This window comes from Haloferax litoreum, from assembly GCF_009674605.1.
In the GTDB taxonomy this organism is placed as follows: Archaea; Halobacteriota; Halobacteria; order Halobacteriales; family Haloferacaceae; genus Haloferax; species Haloferax litoreum.
This window is the reverse complement of sequence record NZ_WKJO01000002.1, coordinates 223,717-236,696: the sequence shown is the minus strand read 5'-3', so window position 1 is coordinate 236,696 and position 12,980 is coordinate 223,717. Positions and strand designations below refer to the sequence as shown.

The 12,980-nt window shown below is 61.0% G+C and carries 13 protein-coding genes; 11 read left to right on the top strand and 2 right to left on the bottom strand.

Features of this window, described 5'->3' with window-relative positions; translation table 11 throughout:
- The first annotated feature begins 156 nt into the window (after window positions 1–156).
- On the top strand, window positions 157–651 hold the full coding sequence (locus GJR96_RS16485) for an Lrp/AsnC family transcriptional regulator (protein WP_151164541.1): 495 nt from the start codon (window positions 157–159) through the stop codon (window positions 649–651).
- A gap of 14 nt (window positions 652–665) precedes the next feature.
- On the opposite strand, the gene GJR96_RS16480 is transcribed toward GJR96_RS16485, so the two are convergent.
- Complete coding sequence (locus GJR96_RS16480; protein WP_151164540.1) at window positions 666–932, bottom strand: ubiquitin-like small modifier protein 1; 267 nt, start codon at window positions 930–932, stop codon at window positions 666–668.
- Between the two features lie 147 nt (window positions 933–1,079).
- Here GJR96_RS16480 and GJR96_RS16475 point away from each other — a divergent pair, with 147 nt between their 5' ends.
- The 10 genes from GJR96_RS16475 to GJR96_RS16430 all read left to right on the top strand — a co-directional run bounded on the left by GJR96_RS16475 (window position 1,080) and on the right by GJR96_RS16430 (window position 12,005).
- Window positions 1,080–1,997, top strand: a complete 918-nt coding sequence (locus tag GJR96_RS16475; RefSeq protein WP_191965915.1) for a CoA transferase subunit A — start codon at window positions 1,080–1,082, stop codon at window positions 1,995–1,997.
- Window positions 1,994–2,767, top strand: coding sequence for a CoA-transferase subunit beta (locus GJR96_RS16470; RefSeq protein WP_151164539.1), 774 nt, complete (start codon window positions 1,994–1,996; stop codon window positions 2,765–2,767). The genes GJR96_RS16475 and GJR96_RS16470 overlap by 4 nt, the downstream gene beginning before the upstream one ends.
- Window positions 2,767–3,930, top strand: coding sequence for a thiolase domain-containing protein (locus tag GJR96_RS16465; RefSeq protein ID WP_151164537.1), 1,164 nt, complete (start codon window positions 2,767–2,769; stop codon window positions 3,928–3,930). The genes GJR96_RS16470 and GJR96_RS16465 overlap by 1 nt, the downstream gene beginning before the upstream one ends.
- Window positions 3,927–4,901, top strand: coding sequence for a 3-oxoacyl-[acyl-carrier-protein] synthase III C-terminal domain-containing protein (locus tag GJR96_RS16460; protein ID WP_151164535.1), 975 nt, complete (start codon window positions 3,927–3,929; stop codon window positions 4,899–4,901). The genes GJR96_RS16465 and GJR96_RS16460 overlap by 4 nt, the downstream gene beginning before the upstream one ends.
- A complete protein-coding gene (locus GJR96_RS16455; RefSeq protein WP_151164533.1) occupies window positions 4,901–5,320 on the top strand; it encodes a Zn-ribbon domain-containing OB-fold protein in 420 nt (139 codons plus the stop codon). The genes GJR96_RS16460 and GJR96_RS16455 overlap by 1 nt, the downstream gene beginning before the upstream one ends.
- Window positions 5,321–5,470: 150 nt before the next feature.
- A complete protein-coding gene (locus tag GJR96_RS16450; RefSeq protein ID WP_151164531.1) occupies window positions 5,471–6,997 on the top strand; it encodes an aldehyde dehydrogenase family protein in 1,527 nt (508 codons plus the stop codon).
- A gap of 169 nt (window positions 6,998–7,166) precedes the next feature.
- Entirely contained in the window at window positions 7,167–8,522 is a 1,356-nt protein-coding gene (locus GJR96_RS16445) for an aminotransferase family protein (protein WP_151164529.1), read from the top strand.
- Window positions 8,522–9,811: a glutamate dehydrogenase GdhB gene (gene gdhB / locus GJR96_RS16440; RefSeq protein ID WP_151164528.1), complete on the top strand. Its 1,290-nt coding sequence runs from the start codon at window positions 8,522–8,524 to the stop codon at window positions 9,809–9,811. The genes GJR96_RS16445 and gdhB overlap by 1 nt, the downstream gene beginning before the upstream one ends.
- 181 nt (window positions 9,812–9,992) lie before the next feature.
- A complete protein-coding gene (locus tag GJR96_RS16435; protein WP_151164526.1) occupies window positions 9,993–11,444 on the top strand; it encodes a CoA-acylating methylmalonate-semialdehyde dehydrogenase in 1,452 nt (483 codons plus the stop codon).
- Between the two features lie 102 nt (window positions 11,445–11,546).
- Window positions 11,547–12,005 (top strand): hypothetical protein, encoded by a 459-nt coding sequence (locus tag GJR96_RS16430; protein WP_151164524.1) that lies wholly within the window; start codon window positions 11,547–11,549, stop codon window positions 12,003–12,005.
- Here GJR96_RS16430 and GJR96_RS16425 read toward each other — a convergent pair.
- Window positions 11,991–12,974 carry a transcription initiation factor IIB gene (locus tag GJR96_RS16425; RefSeq protein ID WP_151164521.1) on the bottom strand — a complete coding sequence of 328 codons (984 nt, stop codon included), beginning with the start codon at window positions 12,972–12,974 and terminating at the stop codon, window positions 11,991–11,993. The two genes, GJR96_RS16430 and GJR96_RS16425, sit on opposite strands and share 15 nt — an antisense overlap.
- Window positions 12,975–12,980: the final 6 nt, after the last annotated feature.

Sequence of the window (12,980 nt, the reverse complement as noted above, 5' to 3'; positions counted from 1 at the left end):
CACACCCGGGACGACAAATCCTGTGTCGTCGGGACCGAACGTTAGACGTGTGAATTCCAGACACGACCACCAGACACGGGCTGTTCTTCGATAGTTGTCGGCGGTAATTCTACATTTTAGAAAGCATTTATATATCTAATTCTTCTATTTACAACCATGGCCGATGTCAATCTCGACGAGAAAGACTTCGAGATTCTCCGGTGGTTGGACAGCGAAGGCGACGTAGACGTCGACGAGTTGAGCGACCAACTCGGTATCAGTCCGTCGACGGTGTACTACCGGATGGAAAAGTACCGCGAACAGGGGATTATCAACGGCAAAGTTCCACAGTTAGACCAGAAAAAACTCGGGCTGAACCTCACTGCCATCAGCGAAATCAAGAGTGAGTACGGTCCCGGATACGACGAAATCGGAGAACGACTCTCCAACATCTCCGGCGTCCAGACTGCGTACTTCATGGTCGGAGAGAAGTCGTTCATCCTCATCGCGCACCTCAGGGACCACGACCACCTCCAGAAGTTTATCGACGACATCATCCACACCGAGGGCGTCTCGCACTCGGCGACGCACATCGTCCTGAAGACGTTCAAGGACGAACCGCGGTTACTCGTCAACTACGAGGACGAAGACCTCGAAGCGCTTCGGTCCTGACTTTCGGGCGCACGCTACCCGCCGCTCATCGCCTCGGTAATCTGAACAGTGTCCACGCCGTCGAGCGGCGTCTCTAACCCCCCGAGTGGTCCGATTTTTCGTCCGTCGACGAAGATTTGTACCTGCCCTCGAACTTCGCCGTCTGCGAGGACTCGCTCTCCTACCGTCGGATAGTCCGAGGTGAGTGTCTCGAGTACGTCACCGACGGTCTCTCCCTCCGCAGAGAGTCGTTTCTCACCGACTGCGTCCCTCACTGGTCCGTACAGGGTAACCGTGACCATGCGCTCACTCGGCGATACGTCCTCTTTACCTCTTGGGACGACGGGAGTTCTCTACTATCTCAACTGAGACCAAAAATCAGTGAGTCAAATTGGAATCACTATCGTGAGAGGAAGATAAAAATAGGATTACTACAAACCATGCGCTCGATGACGAAGGTAACAGACATGACGAATGCCATCTCGTCCGCCGTAGACGACGGGGACAGCGTCTACCTCGGTGGATTCACCCACCTCATCCCGTTCGCTGCGGGCCACGAGATGATTAGACAGGAGTACGAGGACCTCCACCTCATTCGAGCCACGCCGGACCTCATCTTCGACCAGATGGTCGCCGCAGGGTGCGCGTCGTCGGTGACGTTCTCGTGGGCAGGGAACCCCGGCGTCGGCAGTCTTCGTGCCTTCCGACGGGCCGTCGAAGACGGTGTTCCAAACGAGATTTCCATCGACGAATACTCGCACTTCGGCCTCGTCTCGCGTCTGTTCGCGGGCGCACGGGACATGCCGTTCGTGCCACTCCGGAGTCTCGTCGGGTCGAGCCTTCCGGAACACAACGAGAACATCCGAACGGTCCAGAACCCCTTCGACCCGGACGAAGAGGTCTGTGTCGTCCCACCGCTCACGCCCGACGTTTCAATCGTCCGGGCGCAGCGAGCGAGTCCCGAAGGTGACGCACACATCTGGGGAATCTCGGGCGACGTGGTCGACGCGGCGTTCGCCGCCGACACAGTTGTCCTCGCCGTCGAAGAAATCGTGGACACGGAGACGCTCCGAAGCGACCCGAACCGGACCGAAATCCCCGGAACGGTCGTCGATTACGTCGTCGAAGAACCGTACGGGTCGCATCCGTCGTACACGCAGGGTTACTACGGGCGTGACAACACGGCCTACCTCGACTGGAACGAGGTATCTGAGACACACGAGTCCACACAGGAATGGCTCGACGAGTGGGTCTATGGCGTCGAAAACCGGCGCGAGTACGTCGAAAAACTCGGCGTCGAACGACTGCTGGACCTCGAACCGACGCACGACTACGCCGAACCAATCGACATGGGGCGATACGCATGAGCAACCGGGAGTACACGGATACGGAACTGATGATTACGCGGGCGGCACTCGAACTCCAGAACGACGACACCGTCCTCGTCGGTGTCGGTGTGCCGAACCTCGCGTGTAACTTGGCGAAGCGAACGCACGCACCCGACCTCCAGATGGTCTACGAGTCGGGAACGGTCGATTCGAACCCGGACGCGCTTCCACTCTCTATTGGAGACCCTGTCCTCGCAACCGGTGCGCGGAGCATCGTTCCGATGTACGAGGGCTTCAGCCGGTACTTGCAGGGTGGCCGCATCGACGTGGGATTCCTCGGCGGTGCGCAGATAGACAAACAGGGGAACATCAATTCGACGGTCATCGGTGACTACGACGACCCGAAAGTCCGACTTCCGGGGAGTGGTGGCGCGTGTGAAATCTCCAGTAACGCTCACCGAACCCTCATCATCGCACCGCATCAAAAGCGTCGCTTCCCCGAAGAAGTCGACTTCATCACCTCTCCGGGCTACGTCGACGGACGAGAGGGACGCGACGAACTCGGTCTCCGCGGTGGTCCAGAGGCAGTCATCACCGACAAAGCCGTCATGGAGTTCGACGAGAACGGAGAGATGTACGTCGAGACGCTTCACCCCGGCGTCACCCGAGAGGAAGTCCAAGAGGCGACAGGGTGGGAGATTCAGTTCGCCGACGACGTGACTCCCACGCCGACGCCAGACGAAGACGAGATTCGACTCATCCGTGAGGAACTCGACCCCGACGGCATCTACACCGGGGGTGGCGACTAGTGCGTGACGTCGCCATCGTCGGTGCGGGACAGAGTCCGTACGGGGAACACGCCGACGCGGGCGTCAAGGAACTGTTCGCGACGGCATACGAGTCGATGGTCGACTCCGTGGACGACGGCTACGACGCCGACGAACTGGACGCCGCGTACGTCGGCAGTCTCGGCGTCGGCGGATACCAACTCGGCATCACCGGGGCGTCGCTCACCTCCCACCTCGGTCTGACTGGCCTCCCAGTCCAGCGGGTCGAAAACGCTTGTGCGTCCGGTGGGTTCGCGCTCCTCGACGCTGTTCACGCCGTCGGGTCTGGCGCGAGCGATGCGGTCCTCGCGGCGGGCGTCGAGAAGATGCTCGACCTCAGCGGTGACCGGTCGAAGTATTGGCTCGGCGTGAGCGGTGATACGGAGTACGAACGACTCGCGGGCATGACGTTCGCGGGTGTCTACGCAATCGCTGCACAGCGGTACCTCGCAGAGACCGACGCCGAACACGAACACCTCTCGAAAGTCGCGGTGAAGAACCACGAGAACGGCGCGGTCAACCCCAAGGCGCAATTTCAGCGAGAAGTGTCGCTGGAGAAAGCGACGAACGCACCCGAGATTGCCGACCCACTGAACCTCTTCGACGCCTGCCCGACGACTGACGGGGCGGCGTGCGCACTGGTCGTTCCCGCAGACGAGGCACACGAGTACACGGACGACCCGGTGTACATCACGGGATTCGGCGGGGGAAGCGACCACCTTGCCCTCCACGACCGAGACACTATCACGTCGCTCTCGGCGGTCCGCGAGGCGGCAGAGAGTGCATATGACCGAGCAGGCCGAACCCCTGACGACATCGATTTCGCCGAAGTGCACGACTGCTTTACCATCGCGGAACTCCTCGCGTACGAGGACCTCGGCTTCGCCGAGCGTGGTGAGGGTTGGCGACTCATCGAAGAAGGACGGACGCGCCGAGACGGCGACATCCCAATCAACACCAGTGGTGGGTTGAAGGCGAAAGGCCACCCGCTGGGTGCGACTGGTATCGGCCAAGTCGTCGAAGTGTTCGACCAACTCCGCGGTGACGCGGGCGAACGGCAAGTCGACGGGACCGTGGCTCTCTCGCACAACGTCGGAGGGTCCGGCGGTGCAGCGACCGTCTTCATCTACGAGGTGGACGCATGACCGTCGGTATCACCGACTACGGCGTCTCGCTGCCGTCGTACCACGTCACGGCAGACGAGTACGAGCAGGTCTGGGGCCGGTTCGCCGCCCGAATCGACCGAAAGACCGTCCTCGCGTACGACGAAGATGCCCTCACGATGGCGACTGACGCGGCACGAACCGTCGAGGCTGACGACGTGGAGACACTCGCCGTCGCGACGACGGCTAACCCGCAAGTGGGAACGCTCGTCAGCGGTCCGCTCTCACGAACGCTCGGCCTCGACGGCGCTCGACGAACGGTCGAGTTCGGAAGTTCGTGGAAGGCAGGCCTCGAAGCGCTCGACACGGCACTCTCGTTCGGGTCGGGCCTCGTCGTCGCGTCCGACGCTCCCGACGCACCACGCGACGAAGACACAGAACACATCCTCGGAGCAGGGGCGGCGGCGTTCGCCGTCGGTACTGAGGACCCACTCGCGACAGTCGAAGGGAGCGCGCACTACGTCGATGCGTACCTCCCGGCGAAGTTCCAAACAGACGGGAACGTGACCGACCTCTCACTCGGTGGCTACACCACGGAAGGGTTCGTCGAAGCACTCTCGGCAGTCGTTGCCGACGCCCTCGGCGACGCAGGGTGCACCACCGACGATATCGACTACGCCGTCTTCCCACAGGACGACGTGAAGATGTCGTGGCGTGGTGGCGGTCGACTCGGGTTCGACGCCGACCAGATGGGTGCTGGGTTCGTCGTCAAACGGATGGGCTTTGCGGGCACTGCGTCGCCTCTCGTTGGTCTCGCTGCCGCACTCGACGAGGCAGACCCGGGTTCGCGTATCCTCGTCACTGGATACGGCTACGGTCACGGCGCGAGTGCGTTCGTTCTCGAAACGACCCCTGCACTCGACGACACTCACGCTGGTGTCGATGAGAAATTGAACTCGACTGAACCGCTGAGGTACGCAGAGTATACGCGATTGCAGGAGGTGTCCAACTGATGGGTGCACACATCTCGATACCGATGTACGAACGGACGGTCGGGCAACGATTGGCGTTCGAAGGAGAGCGCTGTGCCGAGTGCGGAACTATCGCGTTCCCGCCCAAAGGTGCCTGTCCCGACTGCCGAAACACCGAGTTCGAGACGGTCGACCTCTCGGGTGACGGGACCATCTACTCGTACACGGTCCTCTCACCCGGTGGTGCGCCGCCGGAGTTCGCCGGTCAGGCACGCGCAGAGGGACGATACGTCGTCGCTATCGTCGAGTTAGACGAAGGGCCGCGTATCACTGCGCAGGTGACGGATGTCGACCCCGAATCGGTCGATATCGGCATGCCGGTCACGGGACAGATTCGTCGCATCTACGAGGAAGAAGGCGTCGTCCGGTACGGGTTCAAGTTCGTCCCCACCTCGGACTGACAGACCTTCGACCGCGGACGTTCGATTTCCCTCGTTCGTATTTTGAGGTCAAAATATTGTAGCAGTTACAAAATATGGGTCCTAATATTGCTCTGTAGTTAGGTTTATTAGCCATTATTTTGTGGTGTGTGGTAGACGAGGACAGACTCCATGGAAGTAGAACACTACACAGACTCGGTTCAGGAGAACCACCAGCAAGCAATCGAGGAGGCCGGTTCCCTCGGGACGTTCGAGGCATGGGTCGACGGCGAATCGCGCGCCGCCGCGAGTGGCGAGACGTTCGAGACTCGCGACCCAGTCGTCGACGAACCCATTCTCTCAGTTCCCCGATGTGACCACGAAGACGTGGACGCCGCTGTCGAAGCAGCGTGGAACGCCTACGACGGTGAGTGGGGCGAGACGACGCCCGCGGAACGCTCGCGGACACTCCAAGAGTGGGTTGGTGTCCTCCGAGACAACCTCGACGAACTTGCGCTGCTCGAAAGTCTCGACACCGGGAAGCCACTCGCCTACGCCGAAGGAGAGGTGACGAAGGGACTCGACTTCATCGAATACTACGCGAACATCTGCCGGGCCGAAGGAGGAAAGCAGATTGCGGCAGCGAACGACGCCCACATCTACACCCGACGTGAGCCATACGGCGTCGTCGGTTGTGTCACGCCGTGGAACTATCCCCTTGTCCTCACGTCGTGGAAGATTGGACCCGCACTCGCAGCGGGTAACTCCGTCGTCCTCAAACCGGCCGAACAGAGTCCTCTCACCGCGCTTCGAATCGCTGAACTCTCCGAGGGAATCCTCCCCGACGGAGTCTTCAACGTCGTCCCCGGGTTCGGCGACGAAGCGGGGGCGTCCGTGACTGGACACGCCGACGTGCGGAAGGTTTCGTTCACCGGCGAGGACGTGACCGGTGAGGCAGTGATGTCGGCGGCGGCGGAGAACATCACGCCGGTAACGCTCGAACTCGGTGGGAAATCACCGTTCGTTGTCTTCCCGGATGCCGACGTCGAACAGGCCGCGGAGACTGTCGCCGGGAGTATCACCTACAACACAGGGCAGTCGTGTGACGCGTGCTCGCGTGCTATCGTCCACGAAGACGTGCGCGACGAGTTCGTCGAACACCTCGTCGAAGAGGTGGAGTCCCACACCATCGGTGACCCACTCTCCGAGGAGACGACGTTCGGCCCGCTCGTCTCGGAAGCACAGTACGAGAAAGTGAACTCGTACCTCGAACTCGGCGTCGAAGAGGGTGCCACGCTCGCGACGGGCGGCAACACAATCGACGACGACTCACTCGAAGATGGCTGGTACGTCGAACCCGCAGTCTTCGTCGACGCAGACAACGACATGCGTATCGCCCAAGAGGAAATCTTCGGCCCCGTCGAGACGGTCATCACCTTCGAGACATACGAGGAGGCCATCGAACTCGCCAACGACGTGGAGTTCGGACTCGCAGCAGGTGTCGCGACGGAGAACGGTTCGCTCGCCCACCGCGCCGCTTCCGACATCGACGCCGGAAGCATCTGGGTGAACAAGTACTACGGCCGAACCGTCACTGGGAGTCCGTTCGGCGGATTCAAGCGTTCGGGTATGGGCCGCGAGTGCGCGCGTGACACGCTCAAGAGTTACACTCAGGAGAAGACGGTCCACGTGCCTATCGAGCAGGACCCGACGCTCTGAGACGCGCACGCAGTCTGGCATTCGGCCCCGCATCTCTTTTCCGCCGTTCCCGACGGAGAGCGGCAGGACTGGTCTCATTCGAAAATGCTTCTGCTGATTTAGAATCTCTACGAAATCTAGTGTGCTCAGTAAGACTTATTTTATTATAGCATGCAGTCAATCGTGATAGATGGCACAACACAACCACATCTTCTACAAGTGGGGAGGTGGTATCGAGCCAGACCTTCCGAGAGTCGACCACGCCCACGACGAGTTCCTCGTGACCGAAGACGGTGAGAAACTCATCGACGCAGCGGCGGGCGCGGCGGTGACGAACCTCGGTCACTCGGTTCCGGGCATCGAGGAGATATTCGAATCTCAATCGGCAGAGGTTTCGTATCTCAGTCTCTCTCACTTCTCTCACGACGCACCAGAGGACCTCGCACGCACGCTCGCGACACGTGCGCCGGGGGACCTCTCGAAGGTGTTCTTCACGAACTCCGGGAGTGAAGCCAACGAAGCGGCGTTCAAACTCGCTCGTGAGTATTTCCGTGCGCGTGGAAAACCAGAAAAATCCGTCGTCGTCTCCCGTTGGCAGTCGTACCACGGCGCGACGTTCGGTGCCCTCTCTGCGACGGGTAACACGCTTCGTCGTCGGGGCTTCGAACCGTTCCTCACGGACTGGGAACACATCTCCCCGGCGTATCCCTACCGCTGGTCGTTCGACGGCACGCCCGAAGAACAGGCCCGTGCCGCGGCACGTGAACTGGAGACCACGATTCGTCAGCGTGGCCCCGACACGGTGGCAGCGTTCGTCGCCGAACCTGTCGGTGGTGCGAGTATCCCTGCGGCGGCCCCCCACCCAGTTTACTACAAAGAGATTCGGGACATCTGTGACGAGTACGACGTGCTCTTCATCGCAGACGAAGTGATGACCGGGTTCGGCCGAACGGGTCCGCTGTTTGCGATGGAACACTACGGCGTCACCCCGGACATGATGTCGCTCGGGAAGGGCCTCACGAGCGGATACACGCCGATGAGTGCCGTCCTCGTCAACGACAAAGTCGCAGACGAGTTCGCGCGCGAGGACGTTTCGTTCGCGCATGGGCACACTTTCGCCGGGAACCCACTCTCTGCGGCCGTCGCGAACTTCGTCGTCGAACAGTACACCGACGGTGTCCTCGAACGAGGCCAGCAACGTGGCCAGCAACTCGCGTCCGAACTCGCCCCGCTTGCGGACCATCCGATGGTCGGTGATTTCCGCGCGATTGGACCGATGGTCGGCCTCGAATTCGTGGCGGACAAAGACACGAAAGAACCGTTCGACCCCTCTCAGAAGGTCTACAAACAGGTCTACGACGCCGCCCTCGACCGAGGTGTCTACACGTACCCCGGCAAAGGGTCCGTCGACGGCGTCGCGGGTGACCACCTGATGCTCTCGCCACCGTTGACGCTGAGTGAGTCGTCCGTCTCGCGGATTGCCGAGGCAGTCGAGGGTGCGATAGAGGACGTGTACAGTCGCGTTCATCCGGGGGTGACGGCCTAATGGCGACGACCACTGACGGACAGGACGATTCCGACACCGAGGCGGAACACGTCACCGCACTCGACAACGCCCGCCGCCAACTGGAACGCGCCGAATCGCTCGTCGACGTCGACGACGGTATCATCGAACGGTTGAAGCATCCAACGAAGGTTCAACGCGTCGCAGTCCCACTCAAACGCGACGACGGCACCGTCGAAGTGTACACCGGGTATCGGTCTCAACACGACGACGTCCGTGGACCCTACAAAGGTGGTCTCCGCTACCACCCCGACGTGACCGAAGACGAGTGCGTCGGTCTCTCGATGTGGATGACGTGGAAGTGTGCCGTGATGGACCTCCCGTTCGGTGGCGGGAAAGGGGGTATCGTCGTCGACCCTAAGGACCTCTCGACCGGTGAGAAAGAACGACTCACGCGGCGCTTCGCCGAAGAACTCCGTGACTTCGTTGGTCCGAAGAAAGACATCCCTGCGCCTGACATGGGTACCGACGCCCAGACCATGGCGTGGTTCATGGATGCGTACTCGATGCAAGAAGGTGAGACGACGCCCGGCGTCGTAACCGGCAAGCCACCCGTCATCGGTGGCAGTTACGGCCGCGAGGAATCTCCGGGCCGGTCCGTCGCTATCATCGCGCGTGAGGCCATCGACCACTACGACATGGACATCGAGGACACGACTGTCGCCGTCCAGGGATTCGGGTCCGTCGGTGCGAACGCCGCCCGATTGCTCGACGACTACGGTGCGACTGTCGTCGCCGTCTCAGACGTGAACGGTGCCATCTACGACGCAGACGGCCTCGATACCCACGACGTGCCGACACACGAAGAAGAGCCAGAAGCCGTGTTGAAGTACGACGCGCCGGAGACGCTCTCGAACGAAGAACTCCTCGAACTCGACGTGGACGTGCTCATCCCGGCCGCCATCGGCGACGTCATCACGGCAGACAACGCCGCAGACATTCGGGCTGACCTCGTCGTCGAAGGGGCGAACGGGCCGACGACGTTCGCCGCAGACGAGATGCTCGAAGAACGCGGTGTCGAAGTCATCCCGGACATTCTCGCGAACGCCGGCGGTGTCACCGTTTCGTACTTCGAGTGGTTACAGGACATCAACCGTCGTGCGTGGTCTCTCGAACGCGTCTACGACGAACTCGAAACCGCGATGCTCGAAGCGTGGGACAACGTGAGTGAGACGAAGGCCGACCTCGACGTGACGTGGCGAGACGCCGCGTACGTCGTCGGCATCACTCGCATCGCCGAAGCGAAGGAGTCCCGCGGCCTCTGGCCCTGAGGCACACAACCAGTTGTATCTCTAACCACCCCCGCTGGTCGTTCGCGTGTCGAACTGACCTCGTTTACTGACGAATATCGTCGCCACCGGCGCGGGCAGAGAGTCGGAGTGGCACGGACCTATTTATGAGTGAACTCCAGAATTGTGGTATGCGCTCACACGAACCCGGGTGGCGGTATAGATGACCCGCGAACTCCAGAATTACATCGACGGCCACTGGACGCCCGCTACGGGGCCGGCAGGCGGCCAAGTGACGAACCCAGCAACCGGTGACACCGTCGCAACACTCGACTACTCGACAGCAGACGACGTCGACGAGGCTGTTCAGGCCGGACAGGCGGCCTTCGGGGAGTGGGCGAACACGCCCGTCGAAGCTCGTATTCAACCGATGTTCGAACTCAAGAATCTCCTCGAAGCCCAGCAGGACGAGCTGGCCGAGACTCTCGTCCGCGAACACGGCAAGACGTTCAAAGAGGCGAAGGGCGAACTCCGCCGCGGCATCGAAAACGTGGAAGTCGCCTGTGGCATCCCATCGATGATGCAGGCCGGCCACCTCCCGAACGCCGCACCCGAGATAGACGAGACTGCCGTTCGAAAACCACTCGGTGTCTTCGCGGCTATCACGCCGTTCAACTTCCCCGGAATGATTCCGCTGTGGTTCCTCCCGTACGCGGTTGCCACGGGGAACGCCTTCATTCTCAAACCAAGTGAGAAGACTCCGGTCACGGCACAGCGCATCGTCGAACTCGTCGATGAGGCGGGATTCCCGGACGGTGTCGTTCAACTCGTCAACGGCGACGCCGATGCGGTCAACGCACTCATCGAGCACCCGGGGGTCGAAGGCGTCTCGTTCGTCGGGAGTACGCCCGTCGCGAGGCACGTCTACGAGTCCGCCGCGACGCACGGAAAACGTGTTCAAGCGCAAGGTGGCGCGAAGAACCACATCGTCGTCGCCGAGTCCGCGGACCTCGACTTCGCTGCCGAACAGACCCTCGGGTCCGCGTTCGCGAACACCGGCCAGCGTTGTCTCGCGAACCCGGTCGCCGTGGTCGACGAGGCGATTTACGAGGAGTTCGCTGAGCGACTCGTCCACGAGGCCGCGGACATGACCGTCGCGGACGGCCTGAGTGACGACGTGGACATGGGTCCACTCATCTCCGGTCAGCACCGTGAGAACGTCCTCGACTACATCGAGACCGGTATCGAAGACGGTGCAAAACTCTTGCTCGACGGACGTGAAGTCGAGGTACCAGCCGAGGGAAGTTTCCTCGGCCCGACCATCTTCGGCGACGTGGACCCCGATGCGACAATCGCACGCGAAGAAATCTTCGGACCGGTTCTCGCACTCGTCGAAGCGAGTGACTTCGACCACGCTCTCGACATTGTCAATCGGAGCGACTTCGGCAACGCCGCTAGTCTCTTCACTGACCGTGGCAGCGACGCCAAACGGTTCCGCCACGAAGTCGATGCGGGCAACTTGGCGGTCAACGCGGGAACCGCCGCGCCGATGGCATTCTTCCACTTCGGTGGGTGGAAGGATTCGTTCTTCGGCGACTTGCACGCACAGGGAGAGGATATGATCAACTTCTACACGGACAAGGCGATTTACATCGAACGCTGGCCCGACGCCTAACACGTTCGACGCGTCGTCTTCCCCGTCTCGATGCGGTTTGATGCACGACAACTCGCGAACTGACAACGTCATTTAACGTCTTTGCCCACCAACAGCTATCGTATGGTGCTGGATGTCGAGACACCCGGTTCGCCTGACTTGACGAACCGAGGAACGCCAGGTGAACTAGATGCGAGTGAAGTAATCGAGGGTGAAAGCGACCTGCGACGGGGAGAATTAGAGGGGTTATTCCGAGACGGTGCGTGGAGTGAAGCGTTCAACGAGTGGGCAGAATACACGGACTTGTCCGAATCTGAGTACGAACTCGTTCGAGAGGAAGGCCTCATCGAGCAGATGGACTTCTACTGGGACCCCGTGGCAGAGTCGCTCCGGTTCCAGGTCCCTGTCGTCCCCAACGGAGACACTGCGTCGAAAATTCGGACAGAGCTGTTAGACCTCGGCCAGACCGTCGTCGAGATGCTCGAAGACGGATACGTCGACTGGAACGACAAGAACCACTCAGAGATGGTGTGGTCCGAAGAGAAGTCCAGTGAAGAACCGACGATGTCAGACCGCGACTGAGTGGGTCGCTTCGTAGACGTCCAGGAGTTCCTGGTAGCGGTTGCGGATGGTTACCGTACTCATCTCTGCAACGTCGGCAATCTCGTCCTGCGTTAGGTTCTTGTCAGAGAGTCGACCAGCCGCATAGATTGCGGCGGCAGCGAGGCCAATCGGGCTCTTTCCGTTGAACGTTCCCGTCCCCTCGGCCGTCGTGAGCAGTTCGCGGGCCAGTCGTTCTGTCTCCACGTCGATATCGAGGCTCGACGCCAGTCGCCCCACGTACTGCAGTGGGCTTGCCGGTTCGACGGCCAAGCCCAGTTCGCGGACGATGTACCGGTAGGCCCGCTTGAACTCGACTTCGTCGACACGGCTCACTGCAGCGACTTCGACGATACTCCGCGGCGTCTTCATCTGGCGGGCCGCGGCGTAGAGCGAGGCCGTCGCGATTCCTTCGATAGTTCGACCCGGCAGGAGTCCTTCTTCGAGAGCACGGCGGTAGATGACACTCGCAGTCTCACGAACGTCGTCTGAGAGGCCCAGTGTGCTCCCCATCCGGTCGATTTCACCGAGCGCCTGTTTGAGGTTTCGCTCTTTGTGGTCGCGGGTCCGGAACCGTTCGTCCCAGGTTCGGAGACGCTGGACCTGTCGACGCTGGCGGGTGCTCAGGGACTTCCCGTAGCTATCGCGGTTCTCCCACCCGATGTGGCTCGAAAGCCCCTTGTCGTGTAGGAGTTTGGTCGTGGGCGCTCCGACACGGCTTCTGTCACCGTTTTCGGTTGCGGTGTACGCCCGCCACTCCGGCCCTCTGTCGATGTGGTCTTCGTCGACGATGAGGCCGCACTCGGTACACGTCGTCTCCGCGTGCTCTGTGTCTGTGGCGAGGCGGCCTTCACACTCGGGGCACTCAGTTCGCTCTTTTCGGTTGACTCCTTTCTCGTCGGCAGACGATGTGATGGGTTCTCTTCCTGTGGTAATTTCTACTGAACTCATGGGTCG

What these genes read in the sequence shown, in the direction of transcription:
- GJR96_RS16450 (WP_151164531.1), top strand. Translation starts at nt 5,471, where the DNA reads ATGGAAGTAGAACACTACACAGACTCGGTTCAGGAGAACCACCAGCAA.
- GJR96_RS16485 (WP_151164541.1), top strand. Translation starts at nt 157, where the DNA reads ATGGCCGATGTCAATCTCGACGAGAAAGACTTCGAGATTCTCCGGTGG.
- GJR96_RS16475 (WP_191965915.1), top strand. Translation starts at nt 1,080, where the DNA reads ATGACGAAGGTAACAGACATGACGAATGCCATCTCGTCCGCCGTAGAC.
- GJR96_RS16460 (WP_151164535.1), top strand. Translation starts at nt 3,927, where the DNA reads ATGACCGTCGGTATCACCGACTACGGCGTCTCGCTGCCGTCGTACCAC.
- GJR96_RS16480 (WP_151164540.1), bottom strand. Translation starts at nt 932, where the DNA reads ATGGTCACGGTTACCCTGTACGGACCAGTGAGGGACGCAGTCGGTGAG.
- GJR96_RS16425 (WP_151164521.1), bottom strand. Translation starts at nt 12,974, where the DNA reads ATGAGTTCAGTAGAAATTACCACAGGAAGAGAACCCATCACATCGTCT.
- GJR96_RS16455 (WP_151164533.1), top strand. Translation starts at nt 4,901, where the DNA reads ATGGGTGCACACATCTCGATACCGATGTACGAACGGACGGTCGGGCAA.
- gdhB (WP_151164528.1), top strand. Translation starts at nt 8,522, where the DNA reads ATGGCGACGACCACTGACGGACAGGACGATTCCGACACCGAGGCGGAA.
- GJR96_RS16435 (WP_151164526.1), top strand. Translation starts at nt 9,993, where the DNA reads ATGACCCGCGAACTCCAGAATTACATCGACGGCCACTGGACGCCCGCT.
- GJR96_RS16470 (WP_151164539.1), top strand. Translation starts at nt 1,994, where the DNA reads ATGAGCAACCGGGAGTACACGGATACGGAACTGATGATTACGCGGGCG.
- GJR96_RS16430 (WP_151164524.1), top strand. Translation starts at nt 11,547, where the DNA reads ATGGTGCTGGATGTCGAGACACCCGGTTCGCCTGACTTGACGAACCGA.
- GJR96_RS16445 (WP_151164529.1), top strand. Translation starts at nt 7,167, where the DNA reads ATGGCACAACACAACCACATCTTCTACAAGTGGGGAGGTGGTATCGAG.